Here is an 18385-nt window from a genome sequence, read left to right as displayed (position 1 = left end):
ACCGTAACTTTACTACGATGAAGCGACTTCTCCTGCTTGGTCTGTTGCTGATTACCTCCCTGGCGTGGGCGCAAAAAGATGCCCCCGGCCGCTGGAGTCGCAGCAAAGCCAATAGCTGGTATGGTGATCAGCCGTGGCTGTTTGGCCCCAACTACGTGCCAGCCAATGCCATTAACCAGCTTGAAATGTTTCAGCCCGAAACGTTCGATCCGGCTACGATCGATAAGGAACTGGGCTGGGCCGAGGCCATAGGGGTTAATACATTGCGGGTCTTTCTGCACGATCTGCTGTGGGAGCGCGACGAAAAATCGTTTAAAACGAACCTGGATACGTTTCTGTCTATCTGCGAGAAGCATAACATCCGGCCTATGCTGGTACTGTTTGACTCGTGCTGGGACCCGTTCCCCAAAATGGGGAAGCAGCTTGACCCGAAGCCGGGCGTGCATAACTCCGGCTGGCTGCAGAGTCCCGGGGCCGAGGCCCTGGCCGACGATGGAGAGCACCACCGGCTGGAGTCATACGTTAAAGGCGTGGTCGGGGCGTTCCGGAAAGATAAGCGCATTCTGGCGTGGGACGTTTGGAACGAACCCGATAATCCCAATACCAGCAGCTACGGCCAGCACGAGCCGGCCGGCAAGGCCGATCTGGTAGCCCGGCTGCTGCCGCAGGTATTTCAGTGGGCGCGGTTGGCCAGGCCCATACAGCCGCTGACGTCGGCCGTGTGGGTTGCCTGGGAGAACCGCGACTGGAGCAATCCGGCGGCCTGGAAACCAATTGAAACGATCCAGCTGGAAAACTCCGATTTTATCACGTTCCACCACTACGCGGATGTGGCGTCCTTTCAGAAGATGGCGACCGCGCTGCAACAGACAGGACGTCCGGTTGTCTGTACCGAGTTTCTGGCCCGCAGCGTGAAAAGCCAGTTTCAGACGCATTTGCCGGTGGCTAAAAAGCTGAATGTGGGTATGATGAACTGGGGTTTTGTAGCCGGTAAGACGCAGACGTTTCTGCCGTGGGATAGCTGGGAAAAGCCGTATGCCAGTGGTCGCCAGCCCTCGGTCTGGCACCATGAGATTCTGACGCCGGACGGCAAGCCGTACCTGGCCGATGAAGTGGAAGTTATCCGGAAAGTAACCGGCAAAAAGTAACGTTTCACACCGTTGCCGTTCGATAAATATTTTCTGATACGAAAGAAGCTTGGTTGATGTTCTATGGGACTACTGGTAATTTAGGTTCTTATCTCAGGACACCCTGACGTGTAGTAGCTCATGAATGTACCTGTACCTCTTCTTTCTAAAACCACCGTGTCTCCGTTATGGCAACTTGCTCTGGATCACTCCGCCAGTGGAATAATGGTCCTTCAGGCGCTCAGTTCAGCGAGTACCGACGCCATGGATTTCCGGCTGGCCCTGACCAACCGGCGCGCGAGTGAACTGACCGGCGTAAAGCTGAACCTGCTGCTTGGCCGGTCGGTCAGCACCCTGTTTCCCAATGATTGGTCGGCGCAGTTAGGGGAAGTGGCACTGCGGGTGTGGCAAACAGGAGAAGCGGAGCAGTTTGAGCAGTACTACACGATAGAACGGACGGGCAACACGGGTTGGCTCCTCATCACACTGACGCCCGCCGGCGATGGAGAACATGTTGTTGTTTCGATCAACGACATCACCGAGATGCGGAAGGCCAAACTGGCGCTGCAAAAGAAAGCGTACCTCTTCAACACCATGTCGCGCAATGTGCCCGATGTAGGGGCACTGGTGGTGGGCCCTGATCTGCGGGTGATCCTGGCCAATGGTGAACTGCCGGCTGATCTGTTTGCCACGCCCGAGCCGGAAGAGATTATTGGCTGGCGAATCGGGCAGGCTCTGAATCCCGTCCTTCAGGCGGAGATGACGCAATATTTTGAGGATGCCATGACCGGCCTGACCCGTACGCTGATTCAGCCCATCGGGGAGCGCGTGTATGAAGTATTTGTCGGTCCCGTTACGGATGAGCATGGCGAAACCCTGATGACCATGGCTATTTACCGGGACATAACCATGACCCGGCGGTATCACCGGCAGATGGAGCAGTACATCGTGGAACTGAAGCGCTCGAATGAAAGTCTGGAACAGTTTGCCTACGTAGCTTCCCACGACTTACAGGAGCCGCTTCGCAAAATTCAGTCTTTCGGCGATGTATTAGCCAATCAGTACGCATACAACCTGGGCGAGAACGGCGCTGATTTGGTCGGGCGGATGCAGTCGGCGGCATCCCGAATGTCAGGTTTGATCCGGGATTTGCTGACGTACTCCAAGCTGGCTACGGAGCACAACCCGCACCAGGGCGTTAATCTGAATATTGTCCTGGCCGAGGTGATCAACGATCTGGAGTTAACGCTTCGTGATAAACAGGCCTGCATCGACAGCGACGATTTGCCGGTTATCAAAGGCGATCCGTCTCAGTTGCGCCGGGTATTTCAGAATCTGCTTTCCAACGCGCTGAAGTTTGTCAGAAAGGGTGTTCAGCCCTACATCCACATTACGACCCAACGGGTAGACGGTACAGCCATACCAAATGTTGCGCTGTCTGACGAGCACCAGGCGTTTTATGAAATCTGCCTGACCGACAACGGTATTGGTTTTGATGAACGCTACCTCGACCGTATTTTCGTTATTTTCCAGCGGCTGCACGGCCGTAATCAATACGCCGGGACGGGTATTGGCTTAGCGATCTGCAAAAAGGTAATGGACAATCACCGGGGGTATATCCGGGCCAGCAGCCGGATGGGGGAGGGCGCTACGTTCCGGCTCTATCTGCCTGTGTAAGCCATCCGGTCAGGTATCAAAGTCTTCGCCTTTCTGGCTGACCTGCACTTTCACGGTATCGATTCGGGTACCGTCCATGGAGACTACTGTAAAGACAAACGGCGGCAGTTCGATTACCTCGTTTTCGTTGGGCAGGTCTTCATTAATCGCCAGAAGCAGACCGCCCAGGGTATCATAATCACCTTCCGGAATGCTCCAGTTGTATTTTTCGTTGAGGTATTCGATCTCATGACGGGCACTGAGCAGGTAGGTATTGTCGTCGATTTGCCGCTCGGTCCAGTCCTCATTGGTATCGTACTCATCCTGAATTTCCCCGAAGATCTGCTCAACAATATCCTCAACGCTGATGATGCCTGAGGTACCACCAAATTCATCAACGACCAGGGCCAGGCTCTTGCGTTCGCCGATAAACCGTAGCATCAGATCCTGGGCCGGCATCGTCTCCGGAACCGTCAGTATGGGTGTCAGGATGCTTTCAATGCTGGAGGGTCTCTGGAATAAAGCCACCGCGTGACAGTAGCCGATTATGTCATCGATGTTATCGCGGTAGACAATGATTTTAGAGTGCCCTGTCTCCTGAAATTCGTGACGGAGTTCGTCAATGCTGTCATCAACAGACACCGCGGCTATCTCCGTGCGGGGAATCATGCAGTCGCGCACCCGGACGTCCCGCAGCTCAATGGCATTGTTAAAAATACGGGTATCCACCTCAATCTCTTCCTCCGGGTCTACCTTCTGGTTGAGTTGCTGGAGGTAATTGTTTAGATCTGTCAACCCGAAAACCGGCCGTATTTCTGAATACTGGCGCCCCATAATGTAACGGATAAACAGCCGGGCTATGCCAACAAGAACCCGAACCAGCGGAGCAATGGCCTGGTAAATAATCCAGATGGGAACAGCCAGACGTTCCAGAAACGCATCGGGGTGAATTAACGCTAAGCTCTTGGGCAGGTAATCGGCAACAGGTAGAAACAGGAGCGTCAGAATAAACGTCTGGAGCAGAATCAGCGCGGCTGCATTGTCGTAATTATCCGGCAATATTGCCATCAGCAGCGGATTCAGGAACGTAACACCCAGCACCGCGTACAGCACCAGAAATAAGGTATTGCCGGTCAGGGTAGTTCCAATAAATAAAATCGGGTTCTTCAGAAACTTGCTGACCAGCTTTTCGCCCAGCGGTCCCTGCTTGCTGTGCAACTCAAAGTACAGCCGGTTCACTGAGACATACGCCATCTCTATCGCCGAAAAAAATCCGGCCATAACCAGAGCAAGCAGGGCACCGAAAAGCAGGCTGTAGGATTCCATTTTGGTTTGTGTGGAACTTTGCATCCCGACGCAGGAGGGATCTCAAACGTTGCTGAGCAAGCCAAATTAAAGACCCCTCCTGCGTCGGGATGACAAAAAACTACTTCTTTTTCTTCTTCTGGTTCTCGGCCATTTGCCGGATTGTGGGAGAAACCTCTTTATTCTCCTGCCGGCGCTTCTGGCGGATAAACTGAAAGCTGAACAGAAAAGCGAGGCAGACCAAGAGTAACCAATAGCTTTCTACAAAGCCCACCCGCATGTACTCCATAATCCAGAGAATCAGACTGCCAATGGCAGCTGCCAGCAGGAGCGTGTCAACTAACTTCATGGGATCAGACCATTTCCGCCTGACGGCCGGCTTTGGTTTTCATTTTGTGATATTCGCGGTACCGGCGAACCGTGGCCATGGTGAAGCCGATAACGAGAATGAGGGTACCAATCCACAACAGGTTAATCAGCGGCTTCTCCATCGCTTTCATCACTACATAGTCGCGCTGCGTCCGGTTGACGGCAAAGGTAAACTGGCCGGTTTGTGGGTTGATTTCGTTCAGCTGAATCCGGACGCCCAGTTCCTCGCTGGTGTCGGCTTTACGGCCAATCATCCGGTCTTTAATCACGAACACCGGTTCCAGCGTGTACTCCTGGTTCTTGTCCAGCACGCGGATCATCGCTTTTACGGCGGCATCATCTGCGCCCAGTTGCATACCTTCCACTTCATTGGTACGTGCTACATTGTCCAGAACTGCCACATAGTCATTCAGGAAGAACGTATCTTTCAGCGACACTTTATACTCTTCGGTCTTGCTCCACTGATTTTCCGACGAGGGATCTGGGATAGACGACACGAACGTGTACAAATCTTTACCGGGCTTCCGGCGAATGTCGGGCGATGAGAGCAGGCCCATCTGCTCGTTTACCTGTGCCCGGGGGTACAGGCTGAAAATCTTACCGTTGGCTTCGCGGTATTCTACTTCGTAGTAGATGTTCTCGGGGTACAGCGCCAGCGTATCGCCTTTTTTATGGTAAAGCTTACCGTTCTGCTCAATATCCCGCAGGGCAACACCGTGGAAGTCGCCTTCAATTACTTCGACCCAGTTACGGGGTACATACCCCGGCACATCGCGAATTTCGATGCGCTGACCACGATAAGTGAGCGTATACGGGCCCATTCGCTCCGCCTGATTGAGCCAGAGCAAGACGTTTTCCTTATTTTCTTTGTTGTCATTTTTGGTAAACTCTTCGCTCCGGGAGATCATCAGACCACTGTTGTTGATCGAGACAACCCGCGAGAAGCCCGAGGAAAACAGCACCCCAATGAGCATCAGCGCCATCCCCATATGGGTAACCGCACCGCCCGATAAGCGATAGTTGCCCCGGAAGATACCAAGCAATATCGTGCCGTTGGCCAGCAGGGCAAAAACGGCTGCTACCAGCAGCGCCATATACACCGGATTCCGGATTTCGCCGAAGGTTATGAGCGCGGCACTCACCAGCAGAGTCAGCAGGGCCGGAGCCATCAGGGCACGCCAGTTGCCCTTCTCTACTTTGCGCCACCACAGATACTGACCTATACCGGTTAATAACGCGATAACCACAAAGAACCAGACCTGGAATTTATTGTAGTGGGCGATCTGATCAGCGGGCAGCGCCAGGTTGGATACCACACCAAACAATTCGGCTACTTTGTTGTAAACCGGAATCGAGGTTGTGGCCAAGACCTGAAAACTAGCCAGACAGATCACCGTCGCTCCAATGAACAACCAGAACTCTTTACTGTAGACAGATGCCTCTTCTTCGTCGGATGGGATCAGTTTCCATTTACGAACCATCAGTACAACGGCCAGGCCAACAAACGCCAGCAGGTATACCAGCAACTGCCCCGACAAACCGAGGTCGGTGAACGAGTGCACCGAGGCATTACCCAGGATACCACTACGGGTCAGGAAGGTAGAATACAGAATCAGGAGAAACGAAGCGACCGACAGAATAATGGCCGATTTCAGGCCCGTCGAACTGCGTTTGGCAATGAGCATGGTGTGAATCGACGCGACTAGCACCAGCCACGGTACATACACTGAGTTCTCGACGGGGTCCCAGTTCCAGTAGCCGCCGAAGTTTAGCGTCTCATAAGCCCAGTAACCGCCCATCAGAATACCCACACCCAACACCATAGCCGCTAGCAGCGACCAAGGCAGCGCCGGCCGAATCCACTCCACCGGCTGGTTACGCCACAGACCCGCAATGCAGTAGACAAAGGGGACCATCGTCAGCGCAAAGCCGAGGAACAGGGTCGGCGGGTGAATCACCATCCAGTAGTTCTGCAACAGCGGATTCAGACCGTTCCCATCTTTGGGCACAAAGTTGGGGTCCGTCGCGAAGATGGGCGTATTGGGCATTGCTTCGCGCAGCAGCAGGAATGGCGAACTGCCGATCTTGAACGATTCACCAAAGACTACCCCCAGAATCATGGAGGCCAGAAACGCCTGCACCAGGGCAAAGACCGTCATCATCGGGGCCTCCCAGCGCTTGTCGGTGCGCGTCAGGATCACGCCCAGGATGGCGTTCCAGAACAGCCAAAGGAGAAAACTGCCCTCCTGACCCTCCCAGAAACACGAGATCATGTAGTGCGTGGGGAGCGCTAGGGAGGAGTGACTCCAGGCGTAATGGTATTCGAAATAGTGATTGTAGATAATCCAGAAGAGGCTGACCACGACCCCTGCCACGGCTGCACCGTGAACGTAGAAAGACACGCGGGCCAGTTTTCGCCACTGCGCCGTTTCAGCCAGATCCTTACTGCCTAAAGCCGTTTTCAGGTAGGCAACCGTAGCCACCAATGCCGTGACAAACGATAGTATCACAAACAAATGCCCCAGATTACCGACGGTTGTGTGTATCATTTTGTTGGGTTTGACGTCTGGTTTTTGTCATTCCGAGCGGGACGAGGAATGATAAAAACCAAACTATACTATAATTTAGCTGTTTTCGCTTCGTGTTCCGTAACCTCCAGCTTGTTATCCTGGTACTTTGATGGACACTTCAGCAGGATCTTGTTGGCTTGGAAGTGATCGCCCTGCATAGAGCCGATGACCACTACCTGTTCGGAGCGGTCGAAGTCCTGCGGTTTCGGACTGTTGTACACCACGCGCTGCACCCGGTTGGCATTGTCGACGAGGGTAAACTCGAAGTGGTTGGGGTCTACCTCGGGCTGGTAGTGCATACCTTCAATCTGGCCGCTGGACGTTTTCTTCAGCTTGCCTACCACGTGGATCATATCCTTTTCGCCGTTACGGGCCAGCTCTTCGGCCTGCGTAAAGTTTACGTACGAGCTGGCGTCGCCGGCCGTCGACACAATGATACCGATAGCCAGTGCAATGACAATAATGCCGATGATGTGCGAGATTTTCATATTAGTAGTACGAATAAGAAACGAGAGGAGGGTTTATGATCGGATGTCTGCCGTCTTTTTAAGTTTTACGTCTTTCTCCAGTTTGCCAATTTGGCGGTCGAGCCGGACCAGGTACGTGACGATGCCGGCGAAGACGACGGCAATTACCAGCACCACCACCCAGATTTTACCATCGGCCCGGAGCCGGTCGGCCATTTCAACCTGGTCGGAGGCCTGAGCAAACAGGGTCTGTGTCATAAGCAACAAGGCCGCCAAAGGGACTTTTTTCCAGAGCATTACGCGCATAAGTCAGTGAGTATTCTAAGTAGTAACATAAAAAGAGGAGGAATCATTCCTCCGTAATGGCCTGCAAACGACGCAGCCGTATCCGTAATTCTGTAATCCAGACGCCCATCAGTGTCCAGCCGATTACCGCCGGGTAAAAGACCATCCGCATCTGGCTGTTCATGTCGTACTGCCCGAATGCCGGGTTACCACCATTGCCGGGGTGAAGCGAGTCGGTCAGGCGAGGCAGCACAAAGATGAGCGGAATAAAGACAGCAAACGCAAAGATATTGTACACCGCCGAAATCCGGGCCCGGCGCTGCTCATCATCAAAGGAGCCGCGCAGAATCAGGTAAGCAAAGTAGAGCAGCATCCCCACGGCCACCGCGTTCAGCTTCGGATCGTTGGGCCAGGGTTCGCCCCAGGTATAGTTTGCCCAGATCGCACCCGTTGCGCAGCCCAGCAGACCGAATACAATCGCCGAGTTGGCAAATTCAACAGCAATAATGTCATCATCAGCACGGCCGTTCCGCAGGTAGCGCACCGAGTAGACCATCGACGTCAGCAGCAGGATCACCATCCCGAACCACAGCGGCACGTGAAAGTACACGTTCCGGATGCTCTCGTTCAGGATCGGTTGCCGGGGTACCGTGCCCAGCAGGCCCACCAGAATGACGTAGGTTAAGATGGCTACTCCCAGAATTTTCCACCAGTTCTGTTTCATATCGGTTGTGTCTCTTCAGTCAATAGAATTTAGTTAATTAACTCCGCCATAAAAACGGAAACAACATCCACGACAGTACCAGCACAATGGCGTCGATGGCCAGCACGGTCCCGATTTCGTCCAGGCTTACGCTGCGGTCCAGGCCGTCAATGGCGTTCTTAGACACCCGTAGCAGCATCAGCAGCAAGGGCAGAATGATGGGGAAACTCAGCACCGCCATCAGGGTTGCACTATTATCGGCCTTGGACGCGATACCCGCAATCAGCGTCAGCGAGGCTGCAAAGCCCACCGCACCCAGCACCAGACTGACCAGATACAGCGGTACATCGGCCACCGGATTGCCCAGGACAAAGGCATATACGCTGAACCCTAGTCCCGCCAGCGCCAGCATCAGCACGGTATTGTACAGGATCTTCGACAGAATGATCTGCTGCGGACTGGCCAGCGTGTAGTAATACAGCAGCCGGCCGGCCCGTTCCTGCACAAAGCTCTTGGCGATGGCGTTGATAGCCGTAAACAGGAGGATGATCCAGAAGAGCGTATTCCAGACAATAGGCGTCAGCTGGTTCCGCCGGGCGTTGAAGCTTAGGTAGCAGACGAATACCGCTCCGACAATGTACAGCAACATACCGTTCAACGCGTACCGCTGCCGCCACTCCAGGCGAAACTCCTTTTGCATCAAAGCACTGATCTGTTGCATCGACTCCGGCATAACCCTCCTAATTAGTATACAAAATTACGACAGAAAGCCGTTCCTTCGGAGGGCGTAGATGGGTAAATCTCCTGATTTTCGTCATGAGTCGGTAAACATCCGTTTTGAAGCGGCTTTTGTTTGCTTTTGCAAACTTTACGCAGTAATCTTGCGTTTGTTTATAATTAATCTAAATAATAGGATTGTCTGTCATGTCTCAGCCCATTGACGCCCAGCCGAACATAGCCCGGCCCACTATCGCTCAGCATAGTACCGCCCAGCGGAGCGTTGCCGATTTGCAGGTAGGGGAGAAGGCGGTCATCCGCTCGTTCAGCGATCAGTGGATGTCACTGAAACTGCTGGAGATGGGCTGCCTGCCGGGCGTCGAAGTATCGCTGCACTGCAAAGCGCCCCTGGGTGATCCTATTTGCCTCAATGTTGATGGCTATTGCCTGTCTATGCGGAAGGAAGAGGCTGCTACCATTTTGGTCGAATAGTTGAGGCTAGTCGCTCTTTATCTTATTCAACTCCTTGAAATCACATCCTGTAATAGCACTCATCGGTAATCCGAACGCCGGTAAATCGTCGTTGTTCAACCAGCTGACGGGCCTGCGGCAGAAAACCGGTAACTTTCCCGGCGTCACGGTCGACAAAAAATCCGGTGTCTCTTTCCTGCCCGGCCAGAATGGTCACGCTCCGGTTGACATTACCGTCGTAGACCTGCCGGGGGTATATTCCATTTACCCCAAGTCGCTCGACGAACAGATCGTTACCGATATTCTGGCCAACCCGCACCACCCAGACTACCCGGATGTGGCCGTGGTCGTAGCCGATGCCTCCAACCTGCGCCGGAACCTGCTGCTCTTTACCCAGATTGCTGATCTGAACCTGCCGGTGGTGCTGGCGCTGAACATGCTTGATGTTGCCAAACAACAGCAGCTGGAAGTGAATGCCGTAAAGCTGGCAATGACATTGGGTGTACCGGTGGTGCGTATCAACGCCCGGACCGGCGAGGGCGTCAGCAACCTGAAACAGGCCATTCTGGCGCAACTGAAGCAGCCCAGCCAGGTCCGGAAACTCTTTTTCGATCCGGCCGAAGCTGTCCCTGAACTAATTGAAGATACCAAAACCAATTACAAGCTCAGCAATAATTATCTCGCGTTGCAGTACGTCATGCAGCACGACGGCTTTTCGTTTCTCGACCCGCAACAGCGGGCCGGCCTCGATGGCCTTATCAACCAGTATCAGTTTAGTGAACCAGACTTTCAGGCGAAGGAAACCATTCAGCGCTACCAGCGCCTGGCCGGCGTTATTACCGAGGCCGTCACCGACCGGCGGCCAACGGACCAACCGACCTGGAGCCAGCGGGTCGACCGGATTTTGCTGCATCCAGTATGGGGGTATCTGATCTTTTTGTTGATTCTGCTGCTCATTTTCCAGGCTATTTTTGCCTGGGCCGAGCCGTTTATGAACGCGATCGATGAAGGCGTAGCCTGGCTCAACGGCACCCTAAAGGAGCGCTTACCGGATACTCCGCTGACCAGTCTGCTTACCGATGGCGTGTTAGCCGGCATCGGTGGAATTCTGGTATTCATCCCGCAAATTGCCTTTTTGTTCATGCTGGTATCGGTGCTGGAAGAATCGGGCTACATGTCGCGGGTAATGGTACTGATGGACCGGATCATGCGCAAATTTGGGCTGAACGGCCGCAGTGTGGTACCGCTGATTTCGGGGGTGGCCTGTGCCGTACCGGCTATTATGGCAACCCGCACCATCGGCACCCGGCGCGAACGACTGATTACCATTCTGGTAACACCTCTGATGAGCTGTTCGGCGCGTCTGCCGATCTATACCATCCTGATTGCGCTGGTGGTGCCTGAGCAGCCGGTGCTGGGCATCTTTAATCTGCAGGGTCTGGCGCTGATGGGCCTGTACCTGCTGGGCTTCGTGGCGGCTTTGGTGGCGGCTTATATCCTGAAGTTGCTGTTGAAGACCAAAGAACGCAGTCTGTTTGTCATGGAACTACCCACCTTTAAGCTGCCACGCTGGAACCACGTTGGTTTGACGGTCTGGGAAAGCGTACGCGCCTTTGTGTGGGAGGCCGGCCGGGTTATTTTGGCGATTTCGATTATCCTTTGGGTATTGGCCAGCTATGGCCCCGGCGATGCCATGGATCGGGCCGAGGCCCGCGTCCGGCAGGAAAAAGCAAATATGCCGGAGGCAGAGTTGGCGAATGAGGTGTCGGCTCAGCGGCTGGAGAACTCCTATGCCGGTCATTTTGGCCATTTTATCGAGCCCGCCATTAAACCGTTGGGTTACGACTGGAAAATAGGCATTGCCTTACTCAGTTCGTTTGCCGCCCGTGAGGTGTTTGTCGGTACCATGTCGACGATCTACAGCATCGGCGATGCGGGCGAAGACAGCCAGACTATCCGGGAGCGATTGCAGTCGGAACGTAATCCGGATACCGGCGGACCCATGTATACCCCGGCCCTGGCGTTTTCGCTGCTGGTGTTTTATGTTTTTGCCATGATGTGCATGAGTACCCTGGCGACGGTATACCGGGAGACCAGAAGCTGGAAATGGCCGGCGGTACAGTTAGCCTACATGAGCGGCCTGGCGTATCTGTCGGCTTTTCTGGTTTACCAGATCATGAAATAATCGACCTACCCCAACAAAAAAGGCGCTATCTTGAAAGATAGCGCCTTTTTTGTTGGGGTATACCCATTAGAAAATAAGGCCTTTTTCGATTAAGGGGTAGATAAAGTGATACAGAATGTAACCAAACAGAGCTAATGATAAGCCGCCTAAGGCAGTCGTCTGATCCATGTCAACGCTTGATTTTTTAGCGGACCGGCTCAGACGCCAGTCTTTCTGTGCAAAGTTTCTCATGAGGTACGTCGGTTTAAGTTGGTAAGGCTTTCTAATGCAAATTCCTTGCCCGAACCTGTGGAACAAATGCCCCTTATTTGTGGAGCGATTACCTCTATAACGAAAACTTCACCAGAACGTTTTATAGCTGAAATTAAAATTTACTCGAATATGCAAAATTTTTCATATGTAAAGTGTTGTAAATCTGTTGATTGTGGAATGTATTCCACAAAAAAGGACAAGATTTCTACACCTTATGAGTTATTAAACGGTTCTAAGACCACCTGAGCGTTTCGAGAATATCCGAGGCTGTCATGCCAATTTGCCCCCGCTGTTCTGCCGCTCTGTCGCCGGCCAGCCCATGCTGGTATACACCCAATACAGCGGCTTCAATAGCGTCATAACCCTGAGCCAGCAGCGCTGTTAAAACACCCGTCAGCACATCGCCGGTGCCACCGGTACTCAGGCCCGGATTACCCGATGAATTAAAGTGCACATCACCCTCTGGAGTGGCAATGGCGGTATGGGCCCCTTTCAGAACGACCACGATCCGGTACCGGCGGGCAAAGTCACCCAGGATTTCCAGCTTATCGTAGTCGTTTTCCCACTTCTGGGTCAGGCGCTCAAACTCTTTGGGGTGGGGAGTCAGGATACTATGTTCCGGTACCATCGACAGCAACTCCCGGTTTTCGGCGAGCAGGTTGAGGGCATCCGCATCGAGTACCAGTGGATTCCTGAATTCAGACAGAAGAGTCCGCAGCATATTGGCTGTTTCAGGCGCTTTGCCAATACCCGGTCCCACGCCGATGGCCGAGAACTCGGAATAGGGGAGACCCTCAATTTCACTTTGCCCCGACAGCACATACTGGTGCGTATCGGGGCGGCACATCGCTTCCGGAACGGCCGTTTGTAAGACGGTGTAGCCGCAACGGGGCGCCTGAACCGTGAGCAGACCCACGCCCGAGCGCAGACAGGCCTTGGCTGCCAGTACCCCCGCACCGATTTTGCCGTAGCTACCGACCAGCAGCAGCGCATGACCAAACGAGCCCTTGTGTGAGAATCGCTCCCGCTGGCGCAGCAGCAGCCGGGCTTCCTCAGGTGTTGTATAATAATAAGAGGTAATTGCCTGGTCAATAAACCGCTTGCTCAGCTTTATGTCGATGAGGTGCCACTGACCCACGTAGCGGCTGTTGCGGGGAAGCAGAAATCCAATCTTCGGCAACTGAAAGGCAACGGTATAGTCCGGCTCAATAATCACGTCTTCCAGACTGTTCGGCTTATCCGCGTACAGACCGCTGGCAATATCCACCGAAACGACTTTAGCCGGTGCCCGGTTGATGGTCTCAATCACGCTTTTGGCGATACCTTCGACCGGACGGTCAAGCCCGGAGCCGAAGATGGCGTCGATGACAATCTCATTGTGCCGGATGGCGGGTATATTGTTGGGCTGCTCAATATAGTTCAGCGTGGTCAGCAATTTGAGCCGCCGGTGGTTGTGCATAAAATCATCCGACTCACGCGGGGCGTAACGAACAATATTGACCTCAACGGTATAACCCTGCTGCATCAGAATGCGGGCAATCGCCAGTCCATCGCCCCCGTTGTTGCCTAATCCGCAAAAGATTTTAACGGGATATGAAGTGGTAAACCGGGCCGTAAACCAGTCGACGAAGGTCTGGGCGGCACGCTCCATGAGGTTTATCGGAGCAATGGGTTCGTGTTGAATGGTATATTGATCGAGTTGTCGAATTTGTTCGACGCTTAGAATCTTCATACGTTGATAAGAGCGAGCTGTAATTTTGCAAAACTATTTTCTGGTAACCAAATTATTCACTATATTTGCGGCTCATTTTGCAAATTCTTATCTGACGATACATAGGTCATGAGTGAGCTGATTAAACTGGTGGAAGCCGACAACGCACAGCGTCGGACTGACATCCCGGATTTCCGCGCCGGCGACACGGTCAACGTGCACGTAAAAATCCGTGAAGGAAATAAAGAGCGTGTTCAAGTCTATCAGGGGACGGTGATTCAGCGCCGGAACCCGAACACCAACGGTGAAACGTTCACCGTTCGTAAGGTATCTAACGGCATCGGCGTAGAGCGTATCTTCCCGATCCTGTCGCCGAATCTCGACAAAGTCGAAGTGGTTCGCCTGGGTAAAGTTCGCCGGGCGCGTCTGTTCTATCTGCGCGGCCGTCAGGGTAAAGCTGCCCGCGTAAAAGAGCGGAAGCCTAAAGCAACGGTAGCGGCATAAGCCTTTCCGGCACCAACATTTTCGAGGAAGCTGTCTGGAAGGGCAGCTTTTTTTGTGCTTATGACGATCGACTTCTCTAAATACCAGGGTACCGGCAATGACTTTGTCATGATTGATGACCGGGCCGGGACCTTTCCGGTGCAGGATCAGGCGCTGGTGGCGCACCTGTGCCACCGTCGCTTCGGCATTGGTGCCGACGGGTTGATTCTCCTCCGCAACGATCCGGACTACGATTTCCGGATGATCTACTTCAATGCCGACGGAGCCGAAGGCAGCATGTGCGGCAATGGCGGACGCTGTATTGTCCGCTTCGCCCATGATCTGGGCGTATTTGATGACAAGACGCGGTTCATTGCCGTAGACGGAGAACACGAGGCCGATGTTAGTAAAGAGGTCGTGTCGCTGAAGATGAATGAGGTCACCGGCATGGATGTGCACCCGGATTACGCATTCCTGAACACTGGCTCACCCCACGTTGTCAAATTCACCGAAGATCTGGAGACAATGGATGTAGTGGCCGAAGGTCGACCCATTCGGTACAGTGAGCCGTTTGCGCCGGGCGGAACCAATGTTAATTATGCGCAGGTAATTGACGAGCAAAGCCTGTTTGTCCGCACTTACGAGCGGGGCGTCGAAGACGAGACCTACTCCTGCGGTACCGGCGTAACGGCTGCTGCGCTGTCCGCCCACCGGCAGTATGGTATGAGCAGCCCGATTGCGATCCGTACCCTGGGCGGTATGCTGCGGGTGGCCTTTACCGCCCAGGACGATGGGAGTTTTACCGATATATACCTGATTGGTCCGGCTCAGCGGGTCTTTGGTGGGCAGGTTGAGAAATAGCTGGTTCGCCTTCCCATTAAGTAACAAGGTGTTGTCCTGATAAACTTTATGGGATTACTGGGGTTTTGATGAGAAATGTGTTTTACGTTAAACTCAGAACGCAGTGAACCATGAAAAAACTTAGTTTGTATTTACTACTGGTGTTTGCCGCCTGGAACTTTCAGGCTTGTGATACGAAGAAAAGCGAGGATAGCACCGAACAGGCCGAAGAAGCTAATGAGCAGAAAGCGGATGCGCTCGAAGATGCGAATCGGGATCAGGCTGCTGATGCCTTGGAAGATGACTCCGAGTTTGCCGTTAAGGCCGCCAGTGGTGGCATGATGGAAGTTGAGCTGGGTACCCTGGCGCAACAAAAAGCGCAGAATGCACGGGTAAAGGAGTTTGCCCGCATGATGGTGGACGACCATACGAAAGCCAACAATGAGTTGAAAGCGCTGGCTGCTCAGAAAAATATGACGCTGCCAACCACCATGGGCAATGACCACCAAAAGCATGTTGATGACTTGCGGAGTAAATCGGGTGCCGATTTCGACCGGGCTTACATGGACCTGATGGTGGAAGATCACGATGAGGATATCGAGCTGTTTGAAAAGATGTCAAACAACGCCAAAGATGCTGATGTGAAGGCCTTTGCCGCTAAGACACTGCCGACACTGCGCAAGCACCACGAATCTGCCAAGTCCATTAAAGATGGCATGAAGAATTCATAAATCTGGAAACAGAGGAATAAAAAAAGGAAACTGTTTGGTACAGTTTCCTTTTTTTATTCCTCTGTTTCCAGTATTCCCCCCTTCAGGTGATAAATGGTTTTATCCTGCAACTCCGGCTGGCGGAGCATATCCTTTGCGGCTACCCGGCTCCGAACCCCGTTGGTACAAATACAGATCAGGGTATTATAAGACGCCAGCTCTGCGTTTCGCGACCGGATGTCGGGCAGGGGGATGTTAAGCCCTCCGATATTGAACTCGTCAAACTCCCATTCATCGCGCACGTCAACAACGGCCGTATCCGGCATTTGCCGCAGACGTTCCAGCTCGGCCGTATCTATGTCGGTGTACGTTTTTGTCGTCATACAGGTAAAAACTCAGCTTTCGGGTGTCTAGTTTCAACGTGGTAAAGACCGGCCCGACTGGACAGGTGAAACGTTGACGTATTCTTTCCTGCCAATCTGTCAGCCTTGGCTGGTCTGGAACAAAGTTTGACCGCTGCCAGACCAGTATATATAAACTGCAAATTCACTCAATCACTGACATTTTCTTATGGAAGCTGTACAGAACGAGAAAGGCCAGATATCCATCCACACGGAGAATATTTTTCCGATTATCAAGAAATTCCTTTACTCCGACCACGAAATTTTCCTGCGCGAGCTGGTCTCAAACGCCGTCGATGCCTCCCAGAAGCTGAAGAAGCTGGCGTCCTTTGGCGACTTTAACGGCGAACTGGGCGACCTGAAGGTATCGGTATCGGTCGATAAAGAGGCTAAGACCATTACCGTTAGCGACCGGGGTATTGGTATGACCGCCGACGAGATCAAGAAGTACATCAACCAGATTGCTTTCTCGGGCGCAGCCGAGTTCCTGGACAAATACAAAGACAAAGCTGCCGACGATAAGGCTATCATCGGTCACTTCGGTCTGGGCTTCTACTCGGCTTTTATGGTGGCCGATCAGGTAGAGATTGTTACCCGGTCGTACCGGGAGGAGGGCACTGCGGCCGCCCGCTGGGTGTGCGACGGCTCCACCGAGTTTGAAATCACCCCGGCCGAGCGCAGTGAACGCGGTACCGACGTGATCCTGCACCTGGCCGCCGACTCAGAGGAGTTTTTGGAAACCGAGCGTCTCCGGGGTATTCTGGAGAAGTACGGCCGGTTCCTGCCCGTGGAGATTGAGTTTGACGGCAAGGTCATCAACAACACGACGCCGATCTGGACCAAGTCACCGTCGGAACTGACCGAAGAGGATTACAAGAAGTTCTACCAGGAGCTGTATCCCTTCTCCGAAGAACCGCTGTTCTGGATTCATCTGAACGTGGATTACCCCTTCAACCTGACGGGCGTTTTATACTTCCCGAAACTGAAGAACGACTTCCAGATCCGCCGGGAAAAGATCCAACTCTACAGCCGTCAGGTATTTATTACCGATGAGGTAAAAGACGTAGTGCCCGACTTCCTGATGCTGCTGCACGGGGTAATTGACTCGCCGGATATCCCGCTGAACGTGTCGCGGAGCTTCCTGCAGGCCGATGCCAACGTGAAGAAGATCAACGGCTACATTACCCGGAAGGTGGCCGACAAATTGAATGATCTATTTAAAGCCGACCGGAAAGCTTTTGAGGAGAAGTTTGAGGATATCGGGCTGTTCATCAAATACGGCATCCTGAGCGACGATAAATTCTGGGAGAAGGCAAAGGAGTTCTGCCTGCTGAAGAGCGTTGAGGAAGTGGACGGAGCTAACCGTTTTCATACTTTCAACGAATATCGCGAACACGTACAAGCCAACCAGACCGATAAGAACGAAAACGTAGTGGTGCTGTACGCGACCGACCGGAAGCAGCAGGATGCCTATGTGGAGTCGGCGCGCCGGCGCGGTTATGATGTGGTGCTGCTGGACAACGTCATTGACCCGCACTTCATTAATACGCTCGAATCAAAGCTCGAAAAAATCACCTTCAAACGGGTAGATGCCGATACCCTCGACAAACTGATCGACAAAGGGCTGAACAACGAAAGCGTATTGTCGGAGGCAGATCAGACCAAACTAAAGGAGGTGTTTGAGAAGGTGCTGGACAACAAGTCACTGACGGTAAGTATCGAGTCGATGCCGACCGATGAACTGCCGGTAACGATTACCCTACCGGAATTCCTGCGCCGGATGAAAGATATGTCGGCCTTGTCGGGCGAGCGGTCGTTCTACGGCAATATGCCAAACATGTACAATGTTGTGGTTAACGCCAACCACCCGCTTTCAGCGAAGGTATTGTCAGCCGAAGAAGGCGAGGCTCAGCAAAAACTGGCCAAGCAACTCTACGATCTGGCGCTGCTGTCGCAGAATATGCTGACCGGTGCCGACCTGACCGCGTTTGTGCGCCGGACGGTAGAGACGCTGGCGTAAGCGAACAGAAACGTTAATACATACCCCTCAAACTCATGTTGCCAATGGGTTTGAGGGGTATTTTTATTTCGTGGGGTGGCTATTGGGTGACTTTTGCCTTACTTTAAACGCCA

18 protein-coding genes are annotated in these 18385 nt (G+C 53.2%); 8 read left to right on the top strand and 10 right to left on the bottom strand.

Annotation, left to right across the window (positions count from 1 at the left end; all coding sequences use genetic code 11):
- Positions 1-17: 17 nt before the first annotated feature.
- Together ABD949_RS11155 and ABD949_RS11150 are read left to right on the top strand one after the other, a co-directional pair.
- Positions 18-1148 carry a glycoside hydrolase 5 family protein gene (locus ABD949_RS11155; protein WP_345243450.1) on the top strand — a complete coding sequence of 377 codons (1131 nt, stop codon included), beginning with the start codon at positions 18-20 and terminating at the stop codon, positions 1146-1148.
- Positions 1149-1268: 120 nt separating this feature from the next.
- Positions 1269-2804 carry a sensor histidine kinase gene (locus ABD949_RS11150; RefSeq protein WP_345243448.1) on the top strand — a complete coding sequence of 512 codons (1536 nt, stop codon included), beginning with the start codon at positions 1269-1271 and terminating at the stop codon, positions 2802-2804.
- 9 nt (positions 2805-2813) lie between these two features.
- Here the strand turns inward: ABD949_RS11150 and ABD949_RS11145 are convergent, their stop codons facing one another.
- The 7 genes from ABD949_RS11145 to ABD949_RS11115 all read right to left on the bottom strand — a co-directional run bounded on the left by ABD949_RS11145 (position 2814) and on the right by ABD949_RS11115 (position 9215).
- Positions 2814-4109 (bottom strand): hemolysin family protein, encoded by a 1296-nt coding sequence (locus ABD949_RS11145; protein WP_345243446.1) that lies wholly within the window; start codon positions 4107-4109, stop codon positions 2814-2816.
- Positions 4110-4209: 100 nt separating this feature from the next.
- The gene (locus tag ABD949_RS11140; protein ID WP_345243444.1) at positions 4210-4437 is read right to left on the bottom strand and encodes a hypothetical protein; all 228 of its coding nucleotides are present in this window, start codon (positions 4435-4437) and stop codon (positions 4210-4212) included.
- A 4-nt stretch (positions 4438-4441) separates the two neighbouring features.
- Complete coding sequence (ccsA, locus tag ABD949_RS11135) at positions 4442-7006, bottom strand: cytochrome c biogenesis protein CcsA (protein WP_345243442.1); 2565 nt, start codon at positions 7004-7006, stop codon at positions 4442-4444.
- Positions 7007-7074: 68 nt separating this feature from the next.
- The gene (locus ABD949_RS11130; protein WP_345243440.1) at positions 7075-7515 is read right to left on the bottom strand and encodes a cytochrome c maturation protein CcmE domain-containing protein; all 441 of its coding nucleotides are present in this window, start codon (positions 7513-7515) and stop codon (positions 7075-7077) included.
- A 33-nt stretch (positions 7516-7548) separates the two neighbouring features.
- On the bottom strand, positions 7549-7800 hold the full coding sequence (locus ABD949_RS11125; RefSeq protein WP_345243438.1) for a CcmD family protein: 252 nt from the start codon (positions 7798-7800) through the stop codon (positions 7549-7551).
- A gap of 43 nt (positions 7801-7843) precedes the next feature.
- On the bottom strand, positions 7844-8503 hold the full coding sequence (gene ccsA / locus ABD949_RS11120) for a cytochrome c biogenesis protein CcsA (RefSeq protein WP_345243436.1): 660 nt from the start codon (positions 8501-8503) through the stop codon (positions 7844-7846).
- 37 nt (positions 8504-8540) lie between these two features.
- Positions 8541-9215 (bottom strand): heme exporter protein CcmB, encoded by a 675-nt coding sequence (locus ABD949_RS11115; RefSeq protein ID WP_345243434.1) that lies wholly within the window; start codon positions 9213-9215, stop codon positions 8541-8543.
- A gap of 191 nt (positions 9216-9406) precedes the next feature.
- On the opposite strand from ABD949_RS11115, the gene ABD949_RS11110 reads away from it, so the two are divergent.
- On the top strand, positions 9407-9691 hold the full coding sequence (locus ABD949_RS11110; protein WP_425576743.1) for a FeoA family protein: 285 nt from the start codon (positions 9407-9409) through the stop codon (positions 9689-9691).
- 34 nt (positions 9692-9725) lie between these two features.
- Entirely contained in the window at positions 9726-11855 is a 2130-nt protein-coding gene (gene feoB, locus ABD949_RS11105) for a ferrous iron transport protein B (protein ID WP_345243432.1), read from the top strand.
- A 66-nt stretch (positions 11856-11921) separates the two neighbouring features.
- On the opposite strand, the gene ABD949_RS11100 is transcribed toward feoB, so the two are convergent.
- Positions 11922-12086 carry a hypothetical protein gene (locus ABD949_RS11100; RefSeq protein ID WP_345243430.1) on the bottom strand — a complete coding sequence of 55 codons (165 nt, stop codon included), beginning with the start codon at positions 12084-12086 and terminating at the stop codon, positions 11922-11924.
- 253 nt (positions 12087-12339) lie between these two features.
- The gene (locus ABD949_RS11095; protein ID WP_345243429.1) at positions 12340-13839 is read right to left on the bottom strand and encodes an NAD(P)H-hydrate dehydratase; all 1500 of its coding nucleotides are present in this window, start codon (positions 13837-13839) and stop codon (positions 12340-12342) included.
- Positions 13840-13947: 108 nt separating this feature from the next.
- Here ABD949_RS11095 and rplS point away from each other — a divergent pair, with 108 nt between their 5' ends.
- From rplS to ABD949_RS11080, 3 genes are all read left to right on the top strand, one after another.
- Complete coding sequence (rplS, locus tag ABD949_RS11090; protein ID WP_345243427.1) at positions 13948-14322, top strand: 50S ribosomal protein L19; 375 nt, start codon at positions 13948-13950, stop codon at positions 14320-14322.
- 60 nt (positions 14323-14382) lie between these two features.
- Positions 14383-15162 (top strand): diaminopimelate epimerase, encoded by a 780-nt coding sequence (gene dapF, locus ABD949_RS11085; protein ID WP_425576742.1) that lies wholly within the window; start codon positions 14383-14385, stop codon positions 15160-15162.
- Positions 15163-15272: 110 nt separating this feature from the next.
- Positions 15273-15872, top strand: a complete 600-nt coding sequence (locus ABD949_RS11080) for a DUF4142 domain-containing protein (protein ID WP_345243425.1) — start codon at positions 15273-15275, stop codon at positions 15870-15872.
- 53 nt (positions 15873-15925) lie between these two features.
- Here ABD949_RS11080 and ABD949_RS11075 read toward each other — a convergent pair whose 3' ends face one another.
- Positions 15926-16234: a rhodanese-like domain-containing protein gene (locus ABD949_RS11075; RefSeq protein ID WP_345243423.1), complete on the bottom strand. Its 309-nt coding sequence runs from the start codon at positions 16232-16234 to the stop codon at positions 15926-15928.
- Between the two features lie 187 nt (positions 16235-16421).
- Between ABD949_RS11075 and htpG the strand changes: the two genes are divergently transcribed.
- Positions 16422-18272: a molecular chaperone HtpG gene (gene htpG, locus ABD949_RS11070; protein ID WP_345243421.1), complete on the top strand. Its 1851-nt coding sequence runs from the start codon at positions 16422-16424 to the stop codon at positions 18270-18272.
- Positions 18273-18385: the final 113 nt, after the last annotated feature.

This window comes from Nibrella saemangeumensis (assembly GCF_039541915.1).
GTDB lineage: Bacteria > Bacteroidota > Bacteroidia > Cytophagales > Spirosomataceae > Nibrella > Nibrella saemangeumensis.
This window is presented reverse-complemented; position numbering and strand designations above follow the sequence as displayed.